This is a genomic window from Stenotrophomonas sp. 2201_Sma, assembly GCF_056486685.1.
The window spans coordinates 3,082,629-3,105,695 of record NZ_CM151329.1 but is presented as its reverse complement, the minus strand read 5'-3'; the positions used below and the strand labels follow the sequence as shown (position 1 = coordinate 3,105,695).

The 23,067-nt window shown below is 68.2% G+C and carries 20 protein-coding genes and 3 tRNA genes; 12 read left to right on the top strand and 11 right to left on the bottom strand.

Annotated features, from left to right (window positions below; genetic code table 11):
* Window positions 1-24: 24 nt before the first annotated feature.
* From ACZLIF_RS14445 to ACZLIF_RS14430, 4 genes are all read right to left on the bottom strand, one after another.
* Complete coding sequence (locus ACZLIF_RS14445) at window positions 25-501, bottom strand: LEA/WHy family protein (protein WP_065181910.1); 477 nt, start codon at window positions 499-501, stop codon at window positions 25-27.
* A gap of 163 nt (window positions 502-664) precedes the next feature.
* A complete protein-coding gene (locus ACZLIF_RS14440) occupies window positions 665-1,216 on the bottom strand; it encodes a lipocalin family protein (protein WP_128988793.1) in 552 nt (183 codons plus the stop codon).
* A 126-nt stretch (window positions 1,217-1,342) separates the two neighbouring features.
* Window positions 1,343-1,418, bottom strand: a tRNA-Phe gene (locus ACZLIF_RS14435).
* Window positions 1,419-1,492: 74 nt separating this feature from the next.
* Window positions 1,493-1,568: transfer RNA gene (locus tag ACZLIF_RS14430), tRNA-Phe, on the bottom strand.
* A gap of 371 nt (window positions 1,569-1,939) precedes the next feature.
* Between ACZLIF_RS14430 and ACZLIF_RS14425 the strand changes: the two genes are divergently transcribed.
* On the top strand, window positions 1,940-2,965 hold the full coding sequence (locus ACZLIF_RS14425; protein WP_053520341.1) for an NADP-dependent oxidoreductase: 1,026 nt from the start codon (window positions 1,940-1,942) through the stop codon (window positions 2,963-2,965).
* 89 nt (window positions 2,966-3,054) lie between these two features.
* Here the strand turns inward: ACZLIF_RS14425 and ACZLIF_RS14420 are convergent, their stop codons facing one another.
* Window positions 3,055-3,894 (bottom strand): bifunctional transcriptional activator/DNA repair enzyme AdaA, encoded by an 840-nt coding sequence (locus ACZLIF_RS14420; protein ID WP_128988791.1) that lies wholly within the window; start codon window positions 3,892-3,894, stop codon window positions 3,055-3,057.
* Between the two features lie 132 nt (window positions 3,895-4,026).
* Between ACZLIF_RS14420 and ACZLIF_RS14415 the strand changes: the two genes are divergently transcribed.
* On the top strand, window positions 4,027-4,788 hold the full coding sequence (locus tag ACZLIF_RS14415; protein WP_128988789.1) for an SDR family oxidoreductase: 762 nt from the start codon (window positions 4,027-4,029) through the stop codon (window positions 4,786-4,788).
* Between the two features lie 109 nt (window positions 4,789-4,897).
* On the top strand, window positions 4,898-5,071 hold the full coding sequence (locus ACZLIF_RS14410) for a hypothetical protein (protein WP_164972374.1): 174 nt from the start codon (window positions 4,898-4,900) through the stop codon (window positions 5,069-5,071).
* A 12-nt stretch (window positions 5,072-5,083) separates the two neighbouring features.
* Here ACZLIF_RS14410 and ACZLIF_RS14405 read toward each other — a convergent pair whose 3' ends face one another.
* Together ACZLIF_RS14405 and ACZLIF_RS14400 are read right to left on the bottom strand one after the other, a co-directional pair.
* Window positions 5,084-5,455, bottom strand: coding sequence for a VOC family protein (locus ACZLIF_RS14405; RefSeq protein ID WP_128988787.1), 372 nt, complete (start codon window positions 5,453-5,455; stop codon window positions 5,084-5,086).
* Between the two features lie 101 nt (window positions 5,456-5,556).
* Window positions 5,557-5,632 (bottom strand) — tRNA-Ala (locus ACZLIF_RS14400).
* A gap of 218 nt (window positions 5,633-5,850) precedes the next feature.
* Here ACZLIF_RS14400 and ACZLIF_RS14395 point away from each other — a divergent pair.
* Complete coding sequence (locus ACZLIF_RS14395; protein ID WP_128988777.1) at window positions 5,851-8,181, top strand: TonB-dependent receptor; 2,331 nt, start codon at window positions 5,851-5,853, stop codon at window positions 8,179-8,181.
* Between the two features lie 67 nt (window positions 8,182-8,248).
* On the opposite strand, the gene rnd is transcribed toward ACZLIF_RS14395, so the two are convergent.
* Complete coding sequence (rnd, locus tag ACZLIF_RS14390; RefSeq protein ID WP_053520336.1) at window positions 8,249-9,328, bottom strand: ribonuclease D; 1,080 nt, start codon at window positions 9,326-9,328, stop codon at window positions 8,249-8,251.
* 84 nt (window positions 9,329-9,412) lie between these two features.
* On the opposite strand from rnd, the gene ACZLIF_RS14385 reads away from it, so the two are divergent.
* Window positions 9,413-11,296: a formylglycine-generating enzyme family protein gene (locus ACZLIF_RS14385; RefSeq protein WP_128988775.1), complete on the top strand. Its 1,884-nt coding sequence runs from the start codon at window positions 9,413-9,415 to the stop codon at window positions 11,294-11,296.
* Between the two features lie 86 nt (window positions 11,297-11,382).
* The gene (locus ACZLIF_RS14380) at window positions 11,383-12,279 is read left to right on the top strand and encodes a M48 family metallopeptidase (RefSeq protein WP_053520218.1); all 897 of its coding nucleotides are present in this window, start codon (window positions 11,383-11,385) and stop codon (window positions 12,277-12,279) included.
* Between the two features lie 34 nt (window positions 12,280-12,313).
* Here the strand turns inward: ACZLIF_RS14380 and xseA are convergent, their stop codons facing one another.
* Complete coding sequence (gene xseA, locus ACZLIF_RS14375; RefSeq protein ID WP_128988772.1) at window positions 12,314-13,654, bottom strand: exodeoxyribonuclease VII large subunit; 1,341 nt, start codon at window positions 13,652-13,654, stop codon at window positions 12,314-12,316.
* A 69-nt stretch (window positions 13,655-13,723) separates the two neighbouring features.
* Window positions 13,724-14,800 (bottom strand): tRNA epoxyqueuosine(34) reductase QueG, encoded by a 1,077-nt coding sequence (queG, locus tag ACZLIF_RS14370; protein ID WP_111186445.1) that lies wholly within the window; start codon window positions 14,798-14,800, stop codon window positions 13,724-13,726.
* A 23-nt stretch (window positions 14,801-14,823) separates the two neighbouring features.
* On the opposite strand from queG, the gene ACZLIF_RS14365 reads away from it, so the two are divergent.
* The 6 genes from ACZLIF_RS14365 (at window position 14,824) to ACZLIF_RS14340 (ending at window position 22,325) form a co-directional block, all read left to right on the top strand.
* A complete protein-coding gene (locus tag ACZLIF_RS14365) occupies window positions 14,824-16,308 on the top strand; it encodes an NAD(P)H-hydrate dehydratase (protein ID WP_128988770.1) in 1,485 nt (494 codons plus the stop codon).
* Window positions 16,305-16,787 (top strand): tRNA (adenosine(37)-N6)-threonylcarbamoyltransferase complex ATPase subunit type 1 TsaE, encoded by a 483-nt coding sequence (tsaE, locus tag ACZLIF_RS14360; RefSeq protein ID WP_111186443.1) that lies wholly within the window; start codon window positions 16,305-16,307, stop codon window positions 16,785-16,787. Before ACZLIF_RS14365 ends, tsaE begins: the two co-directional genes overlap by 4 nt.
* An 82-nt stretch (window positions 16,788-16,869) precedes the next feature.
* Entirely contained in the window at window positions 16,870-18,408 is a 1,539-nt protein-coding gene (locus tag ACZLIF_RS14355) for an N-acetylmuramoyl-L-alanine amidase (protein ID WP_128988768.1), read from the top strand.
* Window positions 18,409-18,539: 131 nt separating this feature from the next.
* Complete coding sequence (mutL, locus tag ACZLIF_RS14350; RefSeq protein WP_128988766.1) at window positions 18,540-20,435, top strand: DNA mismatch repair endonuclease MutL; 1,896 nt, start codon at window positions 18,540-18,542, stop codon at window positions 20,433-20,435.
* Between the two features lie 11 nt (window positions 20,436-20,446).
* The gene (locus ACZLIF_RS14345; RefSeq protein WP_128988764.1) at window positions 20,447-21,376 is read left to right on the top strand and encodes a DUF1684 domain-containing protein; all 930 of its coding nucleotides are present in this window, start codon (window positions 20,447-20,449) and stop codon (window positions 21,374-21,376) included.
* A 1-nt stretch (window position 21,377) separates the two neighbouring features.
* On the top strand, window positions 21,378-22,325 hold the full coding sequence (locus tag ACZLIF_RS14340; protein WP_128988762.1) for a TraB/GumN family protein: 948 nt from the start codon (window positions 21,378-21,380) through the stop codon (window positions 22,323-22,325).
* 77 nt (window positions 22,326-22,402) lie between these two features.
* Here ACZLIF_RS14340 and phaR read toward each other — a convergent pair whose 3' ends face one another.
* On the bottom strand, window positions 22,403-22,936 hold the full coding sequence (gene phaR, locus ACZLIF_RS14335) for a polyhydroxyalkanoate synthesis repressor PhaR (RefSeq protein ID WP_128988760.1): 534 nt from the start codon (window positions 22,934-22,936) through the stop codon (window positions 22,403-22,405).
* Window positions 22,937-23,067 lie beyond the last annotated feature (131 nt).

Genomic DNA, 23,067 nt, shown 5'->3' with positions numbered 1-23,067 from the left:
GTGCGCCGCGATGGAAAGTTGTGTTCAGCGCAGCACGCCCGGCAGGCCCGGCGCCTGGTTCAACGTGCTGCGGCTGCTGACGTCGAAGCTGCGCTGCTTCTTTTCCTGCGGCGTGGCTGTCACCGAACCTTTCAGGCCATAGGCCAGGGTGCGGTTGCCGGCCAGCGCATCGGCCACCACCAGGCGTGCGGCCGAGCTGGGCACCAGGTCGACCGTGATGACGTCGGCGGAGGTGCCGCCGATGGAGATGCCGGGACGGGCCTGCAGGGTGCCGGCTTCGCTGTCGCCGACGCTCAGCGCCAGGGACACATCGTCGAAGGTCATCGGCATCGAGCTGTAGTTCTGCAGGCGCAGCGCCACGGTCCAGTTGCCGTCGGCGCGGACGGTCAGCTGCTGCAGGCTGGCGGCCGGTTCCGAGACGCGCTTGACGATGCCGTCGCTGCAGGCGGCGAGGGCGAGGGTGCACAGGACGATCAAGACGGTACGGAAACGGTGCAACATGGGCGCAAGTCCTCTGAAGGGGGTGCGTTGGCGTAAGCATACTACGGCGTATGGTTCAGTGGATCGCCTGTGGCGATCCGCCGCAGAGGGTAGCGCGTGAAGATGGCGGCCGGGCACGCGCAGCGCCGGAGCGGGCGCGTTGCGCGCAGCCGCGCGGAGCGGCTCAGTCGGCCGGTGCGTCGCGTATCGGCGCCATCAGGCGCAGCGGTGCCAGGTCGTAGCCCATCGCCTCGGCCCTGGCCTTCAGCTGTTCGAACCGTGCGCGGTCCATCTCCGGCAGGCGCGACAGGATCCATAGATACTTGCGGTCAGGGCCGCCGACCAACGCCCACTGGTAGTCCGGATCCAGCGCCAGCACCCAGTAGTCGGCCCAGACCAGCGGCACCCAGCTCAGCCAGTCGGGGACAAAGCGCACCTGCAACTGGCCGGGATGTCCGGCCACGGGCCGGGCCACGCCTTCAGCCACCACGCGTTCGCCGTCGCCATTGCGGCAGGCATTGGTGACGCTGATGCGGCCATCGCGGCGCAGTGCATAGTGTGCGGTGATGTCGCCGACGCAGCGCTTCTGGAACGACACGGGCAGGTGGGCGATCTCGTGCCACTGGCCGGCATAGCGGTCGATGTCCAGCGCATCGACGGCACGCACGGGTTCGCTGGCGGTCGCGGACAGCGAAGCCAGCAGCAGGCAGGCGAACAGGGCAGGGCGCAGATGCATCGGCAAACTCCGGCAGGACACTGGAGCGTAGGGGGCGTGCTGCGTGCCGGTGTGAATGTTTCGTCAACCGCCTGCATGGCGCGCCGGAAACAAAAAAAGACCCGCATTTCTGCAGGTCTTCAAGCATGGTGGCCGAGGACGGAATCGAACCGCCGACACGGGGATTTTCAATCCCCTGCTCTACCAACTGAGCTACTCGGCCAGATTGTGCGGCAGACCGCGATCGACAGCGGTGGCCGGAAAAAAAAGACCTGCATTTCTGCAGGCCTTCGAACGTGGTGGCCGAGGACGGAATCGAACCGCCGACACGGGGATTTTCAATCCCCTGCTCTACCAACTGAGCTACTCGGCCACGTGTTTCGTTGCAGCGACGTCGCTGCCAAGGACGCGCATATTACGGAGGTCGGCTGTCTTCGGCAAGCATTTTGGAAAAAAACCTTCACATTGCCGTCTGCGCGGGCGCAAGTGGTTGATCCTGCGTCGTGCCGAGGTGGCGGCGCCGGTCGATGGCGGACGAGACGGGTGGTCGCGGCGGCGGCGAGGATCGTCGCCTGCAGCGGAAATCAGCGGGCCGCCCGCATCGGCAAACATGCAGGGGCAAGACATGCGGCCGCGGTTGCATCAGGCAGGCGATGGAACGCTGTTTTCGCCGCCGCACGCGCCGATCGTCGCGGCGTATTGTCGCCCCTCCTGTCCAATGCTGTCCGCAGCAGAGTCCATCCCATGGCTGATCAACCGACCACCACCCGCATCGTGCTCGCCTCGCGGCCGCAGGGTGCGCCGATCGCTACCAATTTCCGCCTGGAGCAGTCGCCGCTGCCGGCGCCGGCAGCAGGACAGGTGCTGCTGCGCAACCGCTATCTGTCGCTGGATCCGTATATGCGCGGGCGCATGGACGAGGGACCTTCCTATGCGCCTCCCGTTGCCGTGGGTGCGGTGATGGAAGGGCAGACCGTCGCCGAAGTGCTGCAGTCGAATGCGGCGGGAATCGCGGTGGGCGAGCTGTTCCTGGCGCCCGGTGGATGGCAGACCCATGCGGTGCTGGATGCGCAGGTGCTGGGGCGCCGGCTGGACCCGGCGGGCCTGCCGCTGAGCACGGCGCTGGGCGTGTATGGCATGCCGGGATTCACCGCGTATTCCAGCCTGCATGAAATCGCCCGGCTGCAGCCGGGCGAGACGTTGGTGGTCGCCGCTGCGACCGGGCCGGTGGGGGCAACCGTCGCCCAGCTGGCCAAACTGCAGGGCGCCCGCGTGGTCGCCATTGCCGGTGGCGATGGCAAGCGTGCCTACCTGCAATCGCTTGGCGTGGATGTGGCGCTGGACCATCGCGCGGCTGATTTCGCCGCGCAGCTGCGCGCCGCCGTGCCGGACGGCATCGACGTCTACTTCGAGAATGTCGGCGGCCACGTACTCGACGCGGTGCTGCCACTGCTCAACGATTTCGCCCGCATTCCGGTCTGCGGCACCATCGCCACCTACAACGCGCGCGGCGTCGAGCATCCCGGACCTGATCGCCTGCCGGCACTGTTCAGCCAGATCCTGCGGCAGCGGCTGACGGTGCGCGGCTTCATCGTGCACGACTTCAACCACCTGTGGCCGCAGTTCGAGCGCGAGATGGCGCACTGGCTGCGGGAAGGGCGCATCCAGTACCGCGAGGACGTGGTCGAAGGGCTGCAGAGCGCACCGGATGCCTTCTTCGGGCTGCTGCAGGGGCGCAACTTCGGCAAGCTGGTGGTGAAGCTGGACTGAGCTCTCGCCGGTGTCCGCAGGGCATGGCCCGGCGCTGCCACGGCGCGAGCCGGCCACGGTCGGCATCCACCGGTCCTGATGGGGCGGCATCAGCCGTTGGCGGCGTTCTCCCGGCGCAGCAGTTCGCGCTTGCGGGCCACACCCCAGGCATAGCCGGACAGATCGCCATCGCGGCGCACCACGCGATGGCATGGCACTGCCACCGCCAGTGGATTGCTGGCGCAGGCACGCGCGACCGCGCGGCTGGAACGCGGCGCGCCGATGCGCGCGGCAATGTCGGCATACGATGCGGTCTGCCCTTGGGGAATCTGCTGCAGCGCCTGCCAGACGCGCTGCTGGAAGGCGGTGCCGCGGATGTCCAGTGGCAGTGTCGCGCCACGTGCCGGATCCTCGACCAGGCCGACCACCTGCGCCACCAGCTGCTCGTAGCCACTGTCAGCGCCGACCAGCTCCGCCTGGCGGAAGCGTTGCTGCAACGACTGCAGCAGCGCCTCCGGATCGTCGCCGAGCAGGATCGCCACCACGCCGATGCTGCTGCTGGCCACCAGTACGCTGCCCAGCGAGCTTTCGGCGATGGCGAAATGGATCACCTCACCGCGTCCACCGCTGCGCCATTGCCGGGGCGTCATTCCCAGCAGGCGCGGCGCGTTCTCGTAGAAGCGGCCGCTGGAGCCGAAGCCGGCGTCGTGGAAAGCATCGGTGATGCGCGCCTGCTGTTGCAGTCCTGTGCGCAGCCGATCGGCGCGCAGGGCCGCCGCATACTGCTTCGGGGTCAGTCCGGTGGCCTGCTTGAACAGGCGATGCAGCCGGGTGGGGCTGCAGCCCGCCAGTTCGGCAAGCTCCTGCAGTGAGGGTTCGTCGAGACGGGCCTGCAGGTGGCGGCAGACGCGTTCGACGCGGGCATCGGTGGTTGCGATGGCAGTGTCCATGCGTCGATTCTGGCACGTGCCCCGCTGGCGGAAACTCCGTTTCCTGCACGCGCCGGCAGGGCCCGGAAACGGAGTGTCAACGGGGCAGGGGCGCGACATCGTAGGGTCCACTTCACTGCCTGGACCCCGAACATGCGCCTGCACGACAAGATCGCCCTCATCACCGGTGCCAGCGCCGGCATCGGCCGCGCCTGCGCGCTGCGTTTCGCCGCCGAGGGCGCAAGGCTGGTGCTCAACGCGCGGCAGCCGGAGCCGTTGCAGGCGCTGGCCGATCAGATCCGTGCTGCCGGCGGCGAGGCGGTGGTGCATGCCGCCGATGTCGCCGGGCCGGACACTGCACAGGTGCTGGTCGACCTGGCGAAGCGGGCCTTCGGAGGCCTGGACATCGCGATCAACAATGCCGGGATGCTGGGGCCGGGCGTGCCCGCTGCGGAGTTTCCGGTGGACGCCTGGAGGCAGGTGATGGCCACCAACCTCGATGCAGCCTTCCACGCCGCGCGTGCGCAGTTGCCAGCCCTGCTGGCGCGGGGCGGCGGCTCGCTGGTGTTCGTCGGCACCATCGTCGGCCATACCGTCGGCTTGCCCGGCATGGCCGCCTACGCCTCGAGCAAGGCCGGGCTGATCGGCCTGAGCCAGGTGATCGCCGCCGAGTACGGCGCACGGGGCGTGCGTTGCAACGTGCTGCTGCCCGGCGGCACCGACACCGAGATGGGCCGGCAGGCTGCGCCAGACGAGGATGCGCTGGACTTCGTGCGGTCGCTGCATGCGCTCAAGCGCCTGGCCGGGCCGGAAGAGATCGCCAACGCTGCGCTGTTCCTGGCCAGTGATGAAGGCAGCTTCGTGACCGGCAGTGCGATGCGCGTGGACGGCGGGGTCTCCATCAATCGCACCTGAGCGGACGGCAGGCGGCTGCACATGGCGTTCGCGCCGGACTGACCCGTCCGTTACCCGGCGACCTCTAGCGTGGCACCAGCGCCGGCCTCCGCCGGCGGCGGAGCCACGCATGAGCAGACACGAAAAGGACACGCCCGATCCACGCCAGGGGGTGCAGGAAAGCCGCCAGGACCGGAAGCAGGACGACGTCGCCAAGCAGCGTCCGGGACAGCGCGACCAGCAGGTACGTGACACCCACTCGCGCAGTCCACGGCGCAAGGATGGGGGGCAGGAGCCTGCCTGACGCGTCATTGCTTCAAGCGTCGTCTACCGGGGCCAACGGCTGCCCGATGCTGAGTTCGTTATCGCTGGGATCGGCCACGCGGAAGTCGCGCATGCCATAGGCCCGGTCACCGATGGGGACCAGCATCGCGATGCCAGCGTCCAGCAGCCTCGCATGGAAGGCGTCGACATCTGTGACATTGAGGTAGACATGTGAGCCCCCAGCGGGCTTGGCACCAGGGCGACGGGTCAGGGTGATCTCGACTCCATCGCGGCACACAGCCGCGATGTCGGCCGGTTCGCCCCACGACCAGGCCAGGTCGAAGCCAAGCACACGCCGATAGAACTCGATCGACTCCCCGATATCGTTCACTGACAGAATGGGGGAGAGTGATGTGATCTTCATCGATCCAGTACATTGCCGGTTGCCCGGAGTGTAGAACGAAAAAGGCCGGACCCTGGGTGTCAGGAGTTCCGGCCTTTTTCATGCCCTGGTGGGCACGTGGATGGTGGAGCCAAGGAGGATCGAACTCCTGACCTCGTCATTGCGAACGACGCGCTCTCCCAGCTGAGCTATGGCCCCGTAGTGCGCTGTCATTGTATCGCTGGCGGTCGGCCTTGCCAAGCGACGCGCCCGGCCGTGGCCATAGGCGACTGTGCCGAGTCCGCCGGCTTTCGTGCGATTCCGTTGCGCGAAACGAAATCGTAACAATTTGGAGGATAATCCCGAGTCTGCGCAGCAGTTCCCTTTCTCGCCGCCCGGCCCGCGCAGGCCGCCCGGACGTCTCCTCAGAGCTTTCGATGCCTTCCCATACCGATTCCCGCCGTCTGTCGGGCATGTCGTCTTCCCACGTTTCCTTCCGTCGCCATCCGCTCGCGCTGGCCTGCGCAGGCCTGGCGCTGGTCGGCAGCTTCGGCGCCGCGGCGCAGGACAGTGCGCCGACCCCCACCGGGCTGGATACCATCACCGTGACCGCCGAACACCGTGAGCAGAACCTGCAGGAGGTGCCGGTGTCGGTGGGCGTCGTGCAGGGCGAGCGCATGCGCGACTTCACCGCCGGCGGCGACGACACCCTGCTGGCGCTGTCCGGCCGCGTGCCGAGCCTGTATGCGGAAACCACCACCGGTCGCATCTTCCCGCGCTTCTACATCCGCGGGCTGGGCAACATCGATTTCTATCTGGGTGCTTCCCAGCCGGTGTCGATCATCCAGGATGACGTGGTGCTGGAGCACGTGGTGCTCAAGTCCAATCCGGTCTACGACGTGGACCAGGTAGAAGTGCTGCGCGGCCCGCAGGGTTCGCTGTTCGGCCGCAACACCACGGCCGGCATCGTCAAGTTCGACACGCTCAAGCCGACGCAGGACTACACCGGCCGCGTCAGCGCCAGCTACGCCAGTTACAACAGCGTGTCGATCGATGGCGGCTTTGGCGGTCCGATCAACGATATCGCCTCGTTCCGCGTGTCGGCCCTGTACCAGCATCGCGACGACTATGTCGACAACACCTACAGCGGCCCGAGTGCGGATGGCACCGTCAGCCCGAAGAAGAACGCCATGGGCGGTTTCGATGACCGCAACGTCCGCGCCCAACTGCTGCTGACGCCGAGCGAGCAGTTCTCGATCCTTGCCTCGGCACACGCGCGCGATTACGAAGGCACCTCGACCCTGTTCCTGCGCGGTGCGCTGACCAAGGGTTCCAACCGCACCGACGTGCCGCGCGACCAGGTCGCCTACGACGAAGCCGACAACAACCCGCAGGCCTACAAGACCTACGGTGGCTCGGTGAAGGCGCGCTATGATTTCGGCGCGATCGACTTCACTTCGATCACCGCGTATGAAACCACCTCCGGTTACAGCCGTGGCGATACCGATGGCGGTGCTGCGGTGAACTATCCGGTCAACGGCGTGCCCAACGGCTACGGCCAGTCGATGGGCCGGATCCGCGACCTGGACCAGTGGACCCAGGAATTCCGTCTGGCCAGCCATGACGACAGCGCGTTGCAGTGGCAGGCCGGCGCGTTCTATTTCAACGGCAGCGACACCACCGACTTCTACCAGCGTGCCTGGTTCCTGCAGGGCGCTGCGCGCAATCCGAACAACTGGGTACGCCTGCGCAACAAGAACACCTCCTGGGCCGGTTTCGGCCAGCTCAGCTACGCCTTCACCGACAGGTTCACGGTGACCGCCGGCCTGCGCCAGACCCGCGACGAGAAGCACACCCGGCTGCTGAAGACCGCCGACACCGCTGCCGGGGTGGTGACCTACAAGGGCCGCACCGACGTCAGGATGTCCGATACCACGCCCAGCTGGGACCTGAGTGCGATGTACCAGATCACGCCGGACGTCAGCGTCTATGCGAAGGTGGCGCGCGGCTTCCGTGGGCCCACCATCCAGGGCCGTTCGGCGGTGTTCAATGCCGACTTCACCACCGCCGACTCGGAGACCATCCTGTCCTGGGAGGCCGGCGTGAAGAGCAGCCTGTGGGACAACCGCCTGCGCCTGAACGCCACCGCGTTTACCTACACCGTCAACGATATCCAGCTCAACGGTAACGATTCGGACGGCAACGGCGTGCTGTTCAACGCAGACAAGGCCAAGGCGTATGGTTTCGAAGCGGACATGGAACTGCGTCCGGTTCCCAACCTGACCCTGAGCGCCGGTGTCAGCCTGCTGCACAGCGAAATCAAGGACAAGCGCGTGTACGCGCAGGTCTGCGGCCTGAATGGCCAGGTGGTGTGCACGGTGGATGATCCGACCATCAAGGTGGGTGCGAACACCTTCGCGCAGATCGACGGCAACCCGTTGCCGAACGCACCGAAGTACAACGTCAACCTGGCCGCACGCTACGATTTCCCGGTCAGCGACGCGGCCACGATGTTCGTGTCCACCGACTGGAACAAGCAGGGCTATACCAGCTTCGTGCTGTATGACAGCAAGGAGTTCAACTCCAAGGGGGACTTCGAGGGCGGCCTGAAGATCGGTTACTCCGGCAACTACGGTGCCTATGAAGTCGCGCTGTTCGCACGCAACATCACCAACGAGAAGAATCTCAAGGGCGTGATCGAGAACTACATGGCCGCGGTGTACAACGAGCCGCGTACCGTGGGTGTGTCGCTGAACATGAACTGGTAATCGAACGGTTGCGGGAAGGGGCGGCCCGGTGATCCTGGCCGCCCCTTTCCGTTGCTGCAGCGGGTTGTCAGCGCACCGGCAACAATGGCTGCAGGCGCGATTCCAGCGCCTGCTGGCGCCATCCGGCCAGCGCCGACGGCCACTGGCGGTGCTCCAGGTAGCTTTCCAGGTGCTTGCGCGAGGCCAGTACGCCGTCCGCCAGGCCCAGTTCGCGGCTGCATTCGGCCACGGCGTCCTGCATTTTCTTCAGCGTCTTCTTGCTGCTGTCGGTGGGCTGGGTTGCCAGCGGCGCGTCCTGCTCGTCGGCCAGCGGAGTGTCCAGGGCCTGCCACACGGCGGCTGTCAGCTTGCGCGGCGCCTTCGGGAACGGCTCGAACAGCTTGGCGAGCGCGTCGACATCGGCCGGTGGCGAGCGCGCCAGCAGGGCGGCAAGTTCGTTGTCCAGGATCCAGCTGCGCGGCCGGTCGCTCTGGCGTGCCTGCACATCGCGCCAGCGCAGCAGGCGCAGCAGGCGTCGCTGTGCCTCGGCATCGAGGAACTGGGCCGAGCGCATGGACAGGTGCGGCCAGCGGTCCTCATCGTTGGCGACGCTGGCCAACAGGCGTTCAGCGTCGTCGTGCAGCCACTGCTGGCGTCCCATCGCCTGCAGTCTCGCGTCGATCGCGTCATGCAGCGCGAACAGGTGCTCGACGTCATCGGCGGCATACTGCAGCTGCGACTCGGAGAGCGGGCGGCGCATCCAGTCCGAGCGGGTCTCGCCCTTGGCCAGGGTCACGCCAGTGATCTCCTGCACCAGCTTCTGGTAGCCCATGCCGGCACCGATGCCGGCCAGCGCCGCGCCGATCTGGGTATCGAACAGCGGTCGTGGCAGCACGCCGCAGGTCCATTTGAAGGCCACCAGATCCTCGCTGGCGCTGTGCATCACCTTGATGATCGACGTATCGGTCAGCCAGGGGGCCAGTGCTTCGGGCATGCCGGGAATCAGCGGATCGATCAGCAGGATGTCCTCGCCGACCGCCATCTGCACCAGCGCCAGTTGCGGCCAGAAGGTGCGTTCACGGATGAATTCGGTGTCCAGACCGATGCGGGTGGGACGCTGCTGGTAGTACGCATCCAGCTCGGCGGGGGTGGTGATCCAGATTGCCACGGGTCAGGGCCTGCTACTCGGGTTTGCTCAGGCAGGGGAGAATAGCCTAACGTCGGTCCGCGTCCGTGCCGAAGGAGGCTCTGCTTGCGTTTTCCGCTGTCGTCCGCGCTGTGCGCCAGCCTGGCCCTGGCTCTGGTCGCCTGCACCCCGTCACCGCCGACACCGGCAGGCAAGGCCGGCGAGGGTTCCGGCCAGGCGGCATCGCCGCCGGCGCCGGAGGATCGGCCGGCGGTGCAGGGCAGCGTGACCATCGCCGGTCAGGATGCCGCCGAAGACGTGCAGCAGTGGACGCCGCCCCGTGTCGATCGGGAGGGGCGCAGCCTGGCGCAGCTGCGCAGGGCCGCCGAGCAGGCGTTTGCCCAGGATCGGCTGTACGAGGATGGCGATGCCGCCATCCCGCTGTGGCTGGCGGTGCAGGAGGAGGTGCCTGACGACCGCCAGGCCCGTGCTGGCCTGCAGCGTGCCCGCCAGCGCCTGCTGCAGCAGACCGACGCCTTGCTGGTACGGCCGCTGCAGCAGCGCGAGGCGCTGGCCGAAGCGGGACGCCAGGCGCTGGTGTTGCTGACCCTGGCCCCTGACGATGAAAAGGTGCGTGCCCTGCAGGCGCGGGTGGAGATCGCGCAACGCGTGGTGGCCTACAACCGGGCCGGCGAGGAGGACCTGCGCGCGGACCGGATCGGCGAGGACGGTGACGGCGCGATCGGCAGTTTCCGCGAGGCGTTGGCGCTTGACGAGGGCAACCGCCGCGCACGCCAAGGCCTTGCTGCGGCGGAGAGCGGCCTGATCCGGCGTGCCGAGGAGGCCGCCCGCCGCCGTGACTTCGCCAGTGCCGGCACCTGGCTGGCCGAAGCCAGCAAGGTCCGTGATTCCTCTCCGACCATCGCCGACGCCTTCGAGCGCATCGAGCAGATCCGGGCCAACACCCTGGCGCAGCTGCGCGACGAGGGCCTGCGCGACCTGGCGACGCCGCAGGGCCTGAAACCTGCACGCGAGAAGCTGGCCGAAGCACTGCGCATCGCGCTGCCCGGCGACGCGGTCGTGGCGCAGCTGCGCGAGCGCATCGATCTGGCAACCCATTACGGCAGCTTCCGTCCCGGCCAGGTGTTCAGCGACGCGATGCGCGATGGCGGGCGTGGCCCGCAGATGGTGGTGGTGCCGCATGGCGGCTTCCAGATGGGCGCAGGGGATGCCGAGCCCGGCGCCACCGATGCCGAGCGCCCTTCGCATTACGTGCGGTTTGACCGCGGTTTCGCGATGGCCATCACCGAGGTGACTGTCAGCGATTTCGAGCGCTACGTCAAAGCCACCAATGCCCGCCCACGCGCGACCCGTCGCGGTCATTCGGTGGTCTATGACGAGCGCAGCGGCAACTTCATCCGCCGCAGCGGTGTCGACTGGCGCTCGGATTACGACGGCGCGCGCGCGCTGGGCAATGCGCCAGTGATGCATGTGAGCGTGCGCGACGCGGAAAACTATGCCGCGTGGCTGTCCGAGCAGACCGGCTACAGCTACCGGCTGCCCAGCGAGGCCGAGTTCGAGTATGCGCTGCGCGCCGGCAGCAGCGGCCGTTATCCCTGGGGGGATGCAGGCACGCCCCCGCCGGGCAGCGGCAACTTCACCGGCAGCAAGGATGTCTCGCCGTCTGGCCGGCATTGGCACAACGCGTTCATCGGCTATGGCGATGGCTGGTGGGGCCCGGCGCCGGTGGCGAACTTCCGGGCCAACGCGTTCGGCCTGCACGACATGGCCGGCAATCTCAGCGAATGGGTGGCCGACTGCTGGCATTCCAGCTACCGGCGTGCGCCCTCCGACGGCGTGGCCTGGTTCAACCCGGGTTGCCGGGCGCGGGTGATCCGCGGAGGCAACTGGGCGAACTCTCCCGAGCAGACCCGGGCGGCCTGGCGGCAGTCGCAGGACTCGGACACCACCAACGCCCGCATCGGGTTCCGCCTGGTACGCGGCATCTGAGCGGCCGGCTTCACCCGGCGCGGGCTCCGGCACACTAAGATTGCGCCGTGCCCGCCGGCCGGCGGGGCCAGCCGGAAGACCACCGCATGCGCAACGACCCATTTTCCCGCTCGCCGCAGGGCCCGCAGCGGCGTGGCCTGTTCGGCAACATCCGCTGGTGGGTACTGCTGCTGGCGGCGGGTTACGCGGCCTTTTACTGGTTTTCGAACCGGACGGTCGATCCCTATACCGGCGAGAAGGTCATGATCGACAGCAGCCTGGATGCCCAGCAGGAAACCGCGCTGGGCCTGCAGGCCTACCAGCAGATCCTGGCGCAGGAGCGGCCACTGGACCCGAACGCGCAGATCTCGCGTGACGTGCGTGCGATTGCCGAGCGGTTGATCGCCAAGGTCGATGTGGTGGAGACCGCATTGGCGCGGGAGCATGGCGTGGAGCCGGCCCATTTCGCGCGCAGCTTCCAGTGGGAGGTGAACGTGATCCCCTCCGAGCAGGCCAACGCCTTCTGCCTGCCGGGCGGGAAGATGGCGGTCTATACCGGTCTGGTGCCGGTGGCGCGGACCAAGGATGCGATGGCGGTGGTGATGGGGCATGAGATCGCCCATGCGCTGCTGCGCCATGGAGCGCAGCGCATGGCACAGCAGAAGCTGACCCAGATCGGGCAGATGGCCGGGGCTGCCAGTGGCATGGATGCGCAGCAGCAGCAGATGGTGATGTCGGCGATGGGTTATGGCTATCTGCTGCCCTACGCACGCAGCCACGAGACCCAGGCCGATGAGGTGGGGCTGATGCTGGCTGCGGCTGCCTGTTTCGATCCGCGCGAAGCGGTGCCGCTGTGGCAGCGGATGGGCCAGGCCAGTGGTGGTCAGTCGCCGCCGGAGTTTGCCTCCACCCATCCCAACCCGGGAACCCGGATCCAGAATCTGCAGGCCCTGATGCCGAAGGCGCTGGAGTACCGGAAGCAGTTCTGCGAGGCGGCCAGGTAGGAAGGCGCACGCCGGGCTGCGCCTTGGCCCCCGCTTACCTGACCGAGGTGACCTGCACGTCGATGACGCCGTCGCCCACGCGTGCCTGCAGTGCGTCGCCGGGCTGGACCTGTTCAACCTGTCGTACCAGTGCACCATCATCGGCACGGGTCACGATGCTGTAACCGCGTGCCACCGTGGCCAATGGACTGACCGCTTCCAGGGACCGGGCCAGGCCGCGCAGGTGCAGCGCATCGCGTTGCAGCAGCCGCTGCATCGCTGCATGGGGGCGTCCGCGCAGGGCCGACAGGCGACGCTGCATCGCGTCCAGCTGGCGCTGCGGATGATGGCCACGCAGCACCGCGGCAGCATGGCGCAGGCGCGCGGCACGGCGCTCCTGCTGCTGGTTGAAGGCCGCGTGCAGCCGCCGGCCCAGCTCAAGCTGGCGGCGCCGCAACAGGTCCAGCCGGGCCTGCGGACTCTGCGCATTCAATCGCAACAGCGCACGGTCGGCGCGCTGCATGGCCTGTCCTACCGCGTGGCGCTGCAGCTGTGCCAGCCGCGCGGCATTGCGGCGCAGGCGCAGGGCCAGGTCACGCTGGTCGGGGACCAGCAGCTCGGCCGCCACCGACGGTGTCGGCGCGCGCAGGTCGGCGGCAAAATCACTCAGGCTGAAGTCGGTCTCGTGGCCGACGGCCGACACGACCGGCGTATCGCTGGCGGCGATCGCGCGCGCCAGCGCTTCGTCGTTGAACGCCCATAGATCTTCCAGTGAACCGCCGCCGCGGGTCAGCAGGATCACGTCGTAGCGACCACTGGCATCGGCTGCCTGCAGCAGGCGGGTGATCTGCGCGGCGGCGCTGGAGCCCTGCACCAGGGTCGGCAGCAGGTCCACCTCCAGCAGCGGGAAACGACGGCCCAGTACGCTCAGCACATCGCGCACGGCGGCGCCGGTCGGCGAGGTGATCACCGCCAGCCGCCGCACATGCGCGGGCAGCGCCCGCTTGCGTGCAGGATCGAACAGGCCTTCGGCGTCCAAGCGCGCCTTCAGCTCCTCGAACGCCCGCCGCAGCGCGCCTTCACCGGCTTCCTCCATGTGGTCGAGCACCATCTGGTACTCGCCGCGTGCGTCGTACAGGGTCACCCGGCCACGCACCAGCACGCGCATGCCCTCGCGCGGTACGAACTTCAGGTACTGCGCCTTCATCCGGAACATCGCCGCACGCAGCTGTGCCCGTGCGTCCTTCAGGGTGAAGTACAGGTGCCCGGACGCAGGGCGGGCCACACTCCCCAGTTCGGCTTCGACCCAGATCGCCGGGAAGCTGCCTTCCAGCAGGTCGCGCGCCAGCGTGTTGAGCTGGCTGGGAGTGAGAATGTCGTTGTTGCGTGGCTGCATGGGTACGGCGCGCTGCGGGTGGAGCGGGCACTCAGGATCGCACGTTGGCGCGCGCCGGGCACGCCCGGCTCAGGTCGTGCGGTGCTGTGCCAGCGCCCACTGCACGTGCTCGCGCACCAGCGGCGAGGGATCATCGATGCGGGTCTGCAGTGCGGCCAGGGTCTGCGGCGCTGTCGGCGCGTTGCCCAGTGCCACAGCGATGTTGCGCAGCCAGCGCTCATGGCCGCTGCGACGGATCGGGCTGCCCTCGGTGCGGCGCAGGAATTCCGCCTCGTCCCAGGCGAACAGCTGATCCAGGCGCGCGGTGTCCAGGTTGTTGCGTGCGCGGAAATCGGCTTCATCGGTGCGCTTGGCAAACTTGTTCCACGGGCAGACCAGCTGGCAGTCGTCGCAGCCGTAGATGCGATTGCCGATCAGTGGCCGCATGTCCTCGGGGATCGCGCCGTCATGCTCGATGGTCAGATAGGAAATGCAGCGGCGCGCATCCAGCCGCTGCGGGCCGGTGATGGCGCGCGTGGGGCAGATGTCGATGCAGCGCGTGCAGGTGCCGCAGTGCGCAGTGGCGGGCGCGTCGACCGGCAACGGCAGGTCGATGTAGATCTCGCCGATGAAGAACCATGAGCCCCCCTGGCGATCGATCAGGCAGGTGTGCTTGCCGATCCAGCCGAGCCCGGCGTTGCGGGCCAGGGCCCGTTCCAGCACCGGTGCCGAATCGACGAAAACGCGGTAGCCCAGTGGCGCGACTTCATCGTTGATCCGCGCAGCGAGCTTCTGCAGGCGGTTGCGCATCAGCTTGTGGTAGTCGCGCCCCAGCGCGTAGCGCGCCACGTAGGCGCGGCCGGGATCGGCCAGGGTCGCCCAGGCTTCGGTATCGTCGCGGTGACTGTAGTCCATGCCCACGGAAATGACCCGCACCGTGCCCGGCAGCAGTTCCGCCGGGCGTGCGCGCAGCGTGCCGTGGCGTGCCATCCAGTCCATGGTCCCGTACAGGCCCTGGCCCAGCCAGTCGGCCAGGTGTGCCTCGTCCTCGCCCAGCTCGATGCCGGCAATGCCGCAGCGCTGGAAACCGTGTGCACGGGCCAGTTCGCGGATGCGCTGCACGGCCTGGACCGGGTCGGCTGGGGCAGGGGCGGGGACGGAGGACATGTGCACCAGTATAAAATCCCGGCATGCCCGATCTCTCTCTTCTGTTCGACACCGCTGCTGCGCGCGCGCTGGACGCCCGCGCGTCGGCGCTTGCCGGTGATGGTGGCTGGAGCCTGATGGCGCAGGCTGGCCTGGCGGGCTGGCAGTGCCTGCTGCAGCAATGGCCGGATGCCCGCAGTCTGTATGTGGTGGCTGGCGCCGGTAACAACGGCGGCGATGGCTACGTACTGGCGACCCATGCGCTGCAGGCGGGCCGCCAGGTGCAGGTGATCACCCTGCCGGGCAGGCTGCCCGCCACGCCGCTGGCGCAGCAGGCAGCGGCGGAATTCGCTGCCGCCGGCGGCAGCAGCATCGAATTCGACGGCCAGCTGCCGGTCGCCGACGTCGGCGTGGATGCGCTGTTCGGTCTCGGCCTGGATCGGGCCCCGGCCGGCATGGCGCAGGCGCTGATCGAAGCACTCAACGCCTCTCCGGCGCCGGTGCTGGCACTGGATGTACCCAGCGGTGTCGATGCCGATCAGGGCGGCGTTCCCGGCGTTGCGGTGCGCGCGGCGGTCACCCTGCAGTTCATTGTCTGCCACCGGGGCCTGTACACCGGCGACGCGCTGGATCATGTCGGCCAGCGTCGGCTGGCGCCGTTGGACCTGCCGGAGGCGGCGCGGGAAGGCATCGCGGCCAGCGCGGAACGCTGGGTCGGCGACCGTCTGCGGGCGCTGCTGCCGCCGCGCCGGGCCAACACCCACAAGGGCGAGTCCGGGCATGTGCTGTGTGTGGGCGGCAACCACGGCAGTGGTGGCGCAGCGGTGATGGCGGCCGAGGCCGCACTGCGTGCCGGTGCCGGACTGCTCAGTGTCGGCACCCGTCGTGAGCATGTGGGGGCGATGCTTGCGCGCCTGCCCGAGGCGATGGCGCATGCGCTGGAAGATGGCGCGGCGTTGCCTGCGCTGCTGGACCGCGCACGGGTGGTTGCGATCGGGCCGGGCCTTGGCCAGGACGACTGGGCGCGTGCGCTGCATGCCAGCGTGCTCGCCTGCGGGCGTCCGCTGGTGATCGACGCCGATGCCCTGAATCTGCTGGCGCAGAACCCGCACGCGGTGCCTGATGCCATCCTGACGCCGCATCCGGGAGAGGCTGCACGCCTGCTGGGCTGCAGTACCGCCGAGGTACAGGCCGATCGCTTCGGCAGCGCGCAGGCGCTGGTCGAGCGCTATCACGCCACGGTGGTGCTGAAGGGTGCCGGCAGTGTAGTCGCGGCACCTGCGCGGCTGCCGCGGCTGATCGCGGCCGGCAATCCGGGCATGGCGGTCGGCGGCATGGGAGATCTGCTGACCGGCGTCATTGCTGGACTGCGCGCGCAGGGATTGGACGCATTCGATGCCGCAGCAGGCGGCGCCCTGCTGCACGCGCTTGCCGGCGACGCCGCTGCCATCGACGGCGCGCGTGGTCTGCTTCCCACCGACCTGCTGGCGCCCCTGCGGCGGCTGGCCAATCCGGAACGCTCCCCATGAACGAATTCTTCCTTGCCGACAGCGATGCCACCGAACGTCTCGGGCAATGGCTGGCGGCCACGCGACCGCCGCAGGCGTTGATCGAGCTGCGCGGCGACCTCGGCGCCGGCAAATCCACCACGGCGCGTGCGCTGCTGCGTGCGCTGGGCGTGCAGGGTGCGATCCGCAGCCCAACCTACACCCTGGTCGAGCGCTATCCGCTGGCCAGTGGTGGCGAGGCGTGGCATCTGGACCTGTACCGCATCGGCCAGGCCGGGGAACTGGATTTCCTGGGCCTGGACGAGGGCAGTGCGGTGCTGTGGCTGGTCGAGTGGCCGGAACGGGGGGCGGGCGCATTGCCGCCGACGGACCTGGTCGTGGCGCTGGAGATCGAGGGCCAGGGGCGCCGGGCGCGTCTCAGTGGGCTCAGCGACGCCGGCCGGGAATGGCTGCAGCGGTTGGCCGAAGGTGGAGACTTGCGGCCTGTTTCTGTCGCCTGACGAGAACAAAGATCGGCAGGTTACGGATTATTAAGGAAAAAGGTATTGCATTCCGTTCAGCGCGGTGATTGAATCCTGAGCCATGCGCCTGGGGAACCGTCTCATCGCCATCTGTGCCGCCGTCGGACTGGGTCTGGCGTGCCTCAGCGCGTGGGCGGGTGAAGTCCGCCAGGTACAGCTGAATACAGGTTCCACCGGCACCCGCGCGGAAATCTCTCTGGTTGGCAGTGGCGGCTACAAGACGCTGTCGCTGGCCAACCCGAACCGGCTGGTGGTCGATTTCCCGGACTCCACTGCCGTGCGCAACCTGAAGATGCCGGCCGCGCAGGGCGTGGTGACGGCAGTGCGCACCGGACAACCGGTTCCGGGCACCTTCCGTGTTGTTTTCGATCTTGCGGAGTCCGTGGCGCCGTTCCGCCCGCAGATGCAGCGCGAAGGAGAGGCGTCGAAGCTGGTGATCGAATGGCCGGGTGACAGCCCGGGCGTGGCCGCTGCGGCGCCGGCTCCGGTTGCCACGACCACGCAGACGACGGCACCCAGCATGCAGACGCGCAGCGACGCCGCCCGCGCTACCGCCTTGTTGACCGCGCAGGTGCAGCAGCAGGCCAGTGCCACGGCTGCCGCCCCGGCCGCGCCCACGCCGGCGCCGTCCACCGCGCCCGTGCAGGTGGCCGCTGCGGGCACCAGCGCCAGCAGTGCCCCGCCGGCATCGTCGCCCGCGGCGATCCTGGCCGGCCAGCGCACCGCTGCGGTGGTGAGCAATCCGCCAGCCCCGGCACCGGTACCGGCATCGCCGCCGCCCGAACCGCCGCGTCCGGCGATGCCCAGCGACGCTTCGCGCATCCGCATGCAGCCTGGCATGCGGCACCTGGTGGTGGCGATCGATCCCGGCCACGGCGGACAGGATCCGGGCGCGATCGGGCCCACCGGCAAGCGCGAGAAAGACGTCACCCTGGCGGTGGCGCGTGAGCTGGCCCGTCAGGTCAATGCCACGCCGGGCCTGAAAGCCTATCTGACCCGCGACAGCGACGTGTTCATCCCGCTGCCGATGCGCGCACAGAAGGCCCGCGCGAACAAGGCTGACATCTTCATCTCGATTCATGCGGACGCCGCCGAGAACCGCTCGGCGACCGGTTCATCGGTGTACGTGCTGTCCACCAAGGGTGCCTCGTCGCAGCGTGCGCGCTGGCTGGCGGACAAGGAAAACGCCGCCGATCTGGTCGGTGGTGTGCGCCTGCAGCAGACTGAAGGCACGCTGGCCAACGTTCTGCTCGATCTGGCGCAGAGCGGTTACATGAAAGCGTCCGAAGATGCGGCCGGCCACGTACTGGGTGGACTGAAGCGGATCGGCAACAACCACAAGCCAAACATCGAGCGCGCCAACTTCGCGGTGCTGCGCACCTCGGACATGCCGGCGATGCTGGTGGAAACCGCCTTCATCTCCAATCCGGACGAGGAGCGCCGCCTGATCGACCCGGGCTACCAGCGCAAGATCGCCGGTGCGGTGCTTGATGGCGTGCACACGTTCTTCAGCCGGCAGCCGCCGCCGGGGACGCTCTACGCGGCCCGCGCACAGGCCGAGATCGACGCGGCCGCCACCATGGCCGGCGGCAGCAAGTAGGCCGCACCCTGTTGGACGGGCCATGCCTGGGGCGTGGCGCATCATCGGCATCGCGCAGGTGACCCGGCTCGACTCTCCACGCGGTACCTCCGCTATCATCGACGCATGAAGTCTGCTGCCTACCTTGCCCCATGAGCGCGCCCGGCCCGCGCCCGATCCGGCCTTTGCCGGACATCCTGATCAACCAGATCGCCGCCGGCGAGGTGGTAGAGCGCCCCGCGTCGGTGGTCAAGGAGCTGGTCGAGAATGCGATCGATGCCGGCGCCAGCCGTGTCGACATCGACCTGGAAGAAGGCGGCGTGCGCCTGATCCGCATCCGCGACAACGGCAGTGGCATCGCAGCGGAGCAGCTGCCATTGGCCGTCTCGCGGCACGCCACCAGCAAGATCGCCAACCTGGACGATCTGGAGTCGGTGGCCACGCTCGGGTTCCGCGGCGAAGCGCTGCCATCGATCGCGTCGGTCAGTCGTTTCACCCTGGCGTCGCGCCGCGCAGATGACGAGCACGGTTCCGCGCTGCAGATCGATGGCGGCAAGATCGGCGAGGTCACGCCGCACGCGCACGCACCGGGTACCACGGTGGAAGTGCGCGAGCTGTTCTACAACGTGCCCGCGCGACGCAAGTTCCTGCGCGCCGAGCGCACCGAACTGGGGCACATCGAAGAATGGCTGCGCTCGCTGGCGCTGGCGCGGCCGGACGTCGAGCTGCGGGTCTCGCACAATGGCAAGGCATCACGCCGCTACAAGCCGGGTGACCTGTATTCGGACGCGCGCCTGTCCGAGACACTGGGCGATGATTTCGCGCTGCAGGCGGTGCGCGTGGACCACAGCGGCGCGGGCCTGCGCCTGCACGGCTGGATCGCGCAGCCGCATTATTCGCGGGCCAGTACCGACCAGCAGTACCTGTACGTCAACGGCCGTTCGGTGCGCGACCGCAGCGTTGCCCACGCGGTGAAGATGGCCTACGGCGATGTGCTGTTCCATGGCCGGCAACCGGCCTACGTGCTGTTCCTGGAACTCGACCCCACGCGCGTCGACGTCAACGTGCATCCGGCCAAGCACGAAGTGCGTTTCCGTGATGCGCGGCTGGTCCATGATTTCGTCTATCGCACGTTGAAGGACGCGCTGGCCGATACCCGAGCCGGCGTGTCGGCGCAGGAGATCGGTGCAGGTGCCGGGCAGGCAGCGGAAGCGGGGGCAGCAGCGGCGGCATCGACCGTGGGCGCGTCCGGATTCGGTCTGGTCCGTGGTCCTGCTCCGGGGGCGGGCGGCGGTGGCGGATATCAGGGATGGCGCCCGCAGCAGCCGCTGGGCCTGCAGGTTGCCGATGCGCCGGCCGCCTACGCTGCGCTCTATGCCACGCCTGCTGCAGGCGAAGGCGACACCGCGCAGCCTGCGATGCAGAGCGGAAACGGCCTGCCGGACACCCGTGCGGACGCGGGCGTGCCGCCCCTGGGGTATGCGATCGCGCAGCTGCACGGCATCTACATCCTGGCCGAGAATGCCGAAGGCCTGATCGTGGTCGACATGCACGCGGCGCACGAACGCATCGGCTACGAGCGGCTGAAGAACGCGCACGATGGTATCGGCCTGCAGTCGCAGCCGTTGCTCGTGCCGATCACGTTGGCGGTGGGCGAACGCGAAGCGGATACCGCAGAGAGCGAGGCCGCGACGCTGGCCTCGCTTGGTTTCGAGGTGACGCGGGCCGGCCCGGGCTCGCTGCATGTGCGCAGCATTCCCGCGCTGCTGGCCCACGCCGAGCCGGAGGGGCTGCTGCGCGATGTGCTGACCGACCTGCGTGAGCACGGCCAGAGCCGCCGCGTAGCGAGCGCGCGCGATGAACTGCTGTCGACCATGGCCTGCCATGGCGCTGTGCGTGCCAATCGCCGGCTGACGGTGCCGGAAATGAACGCCCTGCTGCGCGACATGGAGATCACCGAGCGATCCGGCCAGTGCAACCACGGCCGGCCGACCTGGGCCCGTTTTTCGCTGGCGGAGATCGACCGCTGGTTCCTGCGCGGACGTTGAGGGGAGCATCGATGGCGTATCGGGGAATGGGCGGCCTTCTGGCTGTCTTGTTGCTGGCAGCCTGCAGCCCGGCGCCGCCGCCGGCGCCTGCGGTGGTGGAAGACCCGGCATACGCCGCAGCGCAGCCGCAATGGCGCGTGGCGCGTTATCAGGATCTGACGCGGCCTGATGGCTGGACGGCGCTGGTCGGGCTGCACTGGCTGCAGAACAGCTCGCACTTCGTTGGCAGCGGTGCCACCAATGGCATCCGTCTGGCAGTGGGGCCGGACAAGCTCGGCCTGCTGCGGCGCGAGGGGCGGCAATGGTGGTTCACGCCGGAAGCCGGGGCGGAGCTCACCCACAACGGCCAGCCGGTAAGAGGGCGCATCCGCATGGATACCGACAAGGATCCGCAGCCCACCCTGCTTGCCTTCGACGGTGGCAAGGGCCAGCTCAGCCTGATCCGGCGTGGTCCGCGCGATGCGCTGAGGGTCAAGCATGCCGACGCGCCTGCACGCCGGGACTTCGCCGGCCTGCAGTACTGGCCGGGAGGGCCCGACTGGCAGGTGCAGGCGCGCTTCGTTGCGCACGCACCGGGCAAGACCTTGCCGATCGTCGACATCACCGGACTGACCACCGATATGCCCAACGCCGGTGCGGTCGAGTTTGAGCGTGATGGCCGGACCTGGCGGCTGGAGGCAATCGGTGCCCCCGGCGAGCCCCTGTTCCTGATCTTCGCTGACCGCACCAGCGGCCGCGGCAGTTATCCCGCTGGCCGCTATCTGGATACCGGCGCACCCGGCGCTGATGGCCGCGTGCTCATCGATTTCAACCACGCCTACAACCCGCCCTGCGCGTTCACGCCCTACGCGACCTGCCCGTTGGCGCCGCCGGAGAACCGGCTGGACCTTCGCGTGGACGCGGGCGAAAAGGCCTACCACCTGCCTGAAGGAGAAGGCTGACATGATGATCAGACACCTGTTCCACGCCGCCGTGTTGCTGCTGGCCTGCGCGGTGGCGCCTCTGGCGCAGGGCCGCAATGCCCCGGCCGCTGAAGGTGCGTCGGTCAAGCCGCCGGTACCGCTGCTGTGGAAGGTCACCGGTCCCGGCGATTCACGGCTGTATCTGCTGGGCTCGTTCCATCTGTTGAAGCCGCAGGACTATCCGCTGTCGGCCGACGTGGAGCAGGCCTTCGGGGCCTCGCAGCGCGTGTTGTTCGAACTCTCGCCGGAAGACATGCAGTCGCCGCAGCTGGCCAGCCGCATGGTGCAGGCCGCCGTGCGCACCGACGGCAGCGAACTGAAGCGTGATCTCGATGCAGCGACCTGGCAGAAGCTGCAGGCCTTCGCCGCCGTGAACAAGCTGCCGCTGGCGCAGATGCAGGGCATGAAGCCCTGGTTTGTCGGCCTGAGCATTTCGGTGGGGCAGATGCAGAAGATGGGCCTGGACCCGGCCCTCGGTCTGGACCGTCACTTCATGGAGCGCGCACAGGCGACCGGGCGCAGCACCGGTGGTCTGGAGGACATCGATACGCAGATCGGCATGCTTGATGGGATGTCGGTGCAGGAGCAGCGGCAGATGCTGTCCGAAGCCCTCGATCAGGCCGACAAGGGTGATGAACAGGCGCGCATGCTGCACGACGCATGGCGCCGCGGTGACGAGCGCCTGCTGTGGACGAAAATGGCTGCCGAGATGCGCCAGCAGTATCCGCAGCTGTATCAGCGCATCAATACCGGCCGCAATGATGCCTGGGTGCCGAAGCTGGTGCCCTATCTGCAGGCGGGGCAGGGTGGCACGCTGGTGGTGGTTGGCACGCTGCATCTGCTCGGCAGCGATGGCGTGGTCGAGAAGCTCAGGGCGAAGGGCTACAAGGTCGAGCGCGTCTGCACGGCGTGCAAGGCGAAGCGCTGACGTCTGCCTGCGGATGACCCGCAGACGAAAACGGCGCGCCAGTGGCGCGCCGTTTTCATGTCAGTCCCTGCCGTAGCTCAGCGGCGGGTCTTGCCGCCGGTGCCGGTGCCCGGTTCGTTCGGCTTGCTGCCGGTTCCGGTTCCCGTGCCGGTTCCGCCGGCGCGGGGGCCGCCGAAGCCGGTGCCCATGCTGCGCTGGAATTCCTGCCACAGCTCCAGGTTGCGTTCGGTCAGCTGGTTCATCATCGCCCACGGCGTCTGGCCCAGCAGGTTGCCCATCTGCTGGCGGAACTGCTGCTGCTGGTCCAGGAACACCTGCATGCTGCGTTCCAGGTAGTTGCCCATGAATCCCTGCAGGGAGTCGCCGTAGAAGCGGATCAGCTGGCTCAGCAACTGGGTGGAGAGCATCGGCTCGCCGTCCTGCTCCTGGTCGGCGATGATCTGCAGCAGGACCGAACGGGTAAGGTCGTCACCGCTCTTGGCGTCGCGGACCTCGAAGTCTTCACCGTCCAGTATCAGCTGGCGGACGTCCTCGATGGTGATGTAGCTGGAAATCTCGGTGTCGTAGAGACGGCGGTTCGGATACTTCTTGATGATGCGGGTCGCAGCCATGAAGCGGTCACTCGTCACAGTAGACGCGCAGCATGGCGCAGTGCAGCAGCCGTTGCAACCGCCCCAGCCCCCGCCAGGCTTGGCTTTCACGGCGGATCATGTTGCGCAACAAGGGTTTGCGTGCTGCGCAG

Bases quoted from the DNA above. Each gene is read 5' to 3' on its own strand.
- ACZLIF_RS14405 (WP_128988787.1), bottom strand. From the start codon at position 5,455: ATGAAGATCACATCACTCTCCCCCATTCTGTCAGTGAACGATATCGGG.
- ACZLIF_RS14440 (WP_128988793.1), bottom strand. From the start codon at position 1,216: ATGCATCTGCGCCCTGCCCTGTTCGCCTGCCTGCTGCTGGCTTCGCTG.
- ACZLIF_RS14420 (WP_128988791.1), bottom strand. From the start codon at position 3,894: ATGGACACTGCCATCGCAACCACCGATGCCCGCGTCGAACGCGTCTGC.
- tsaE (WP_111186443.1), top strand. From the start codon at position 16,305: ATGAACGAATTCTTCCTTGCCGACAGCGATGCCACCGAACGTCTCGGG.
- ACZLIF_RS14380 (WP_053520218.1), top strand. From the start codon at position 11,383: ATGCGCAACGACCCATTTTCCCGCTCGCCGCAGGGCCCGCAGCGGCGT.
- phaR (WP_128988760.1), bottom strand. From the start codon at position 22,936: ATGGCTGCGACCCGCATCATCAAGAAGTATCCGAACCGCCGTCTCTAC.
- ACZLIF_RS14340 (WP_128988762.1), top strand. From the start codon at position 21,378: ATGATGATCAGACACCTGTTCCACGCCGCCGTGTTGCTGCTGGCCTGC.
- xseA (WP_128988772.1), bottom strand. From the start codon at position 13,654: ATGCAGCCACGCAACAACGACATTCTCACTCCCAGCCAGCTCAACACG.
- ACZLIF_RS14355 (WP_128988768.1), top strand. From the start codon at position 16,870: ATGCGCCTGGGGAACCGTCTCATCGCCATCTGTGCCGCCGTCGGACTG.
- ACZLIF_RS14425 (WP_053520341.1), top strand. From the start codon at position 1,940: ATGGCTGATCAACCGACCACCACCCGCATCGTGCTCGCCTCGCGGCCG.
- ACZLIF_RS14365 (WP_128988770.1), top strand. From the start codon at position 14,824: ATGCCCGATCTCTCTCTTCTGTTCGACACCGCTGCTGCGCGCGCGCTG.
- ACZLIF_RS14395 (WP_128988777.1), top strand. From the start codon at position 5,851: ATGCCTTCCCATACCGATTCCCGCCGTCTGTCGGGCATGTCGTCTTCC.
- ACZLIF_RS14415 (WP_128988789.1), top strand. From the start codon at position 4,027: ATGCGCCTGCACGACAAGATCGCCCTCATCACCGGTGCCAGCGCCGGC.
- ACZLIF_RS14410 (WP_164972374.1), top strand. From the start codon at position 4,898: ATGAGCAGACACGAAAAGGACACGCCCGATCCACGCCAGGGGGTGCAG.
- queG (WP_111186445.1), bottom strand. From the start codon at position 14,800: ATGTCCTCCGTCCCCGCCCCTGCCCCAGCCGACCCGGTCCAGGCCGTG.
- ACZLIF_RS14345 (WP_128988764.1), top strand. From the start codon at position 20,447: ATGGCGTATCGGGGAATGGGCGGCCTTCTGGCTGTCTTGTTGCTGGCA.
- ACZLIF_RS14445 (WP_065181910.1), bottom strand. From the start codon at position 501: ATGTTGCACCGTTTCCGTACCGTCTTGATCGTCCTGTGCACCCTCGCC.
- mutL (WP_128988766.1), top strand. From the start codon at position 18,540: ATGAGCGCGCCCGGCCCGCGCCCGATCCGGCCTTTGCCGGACATCCTG.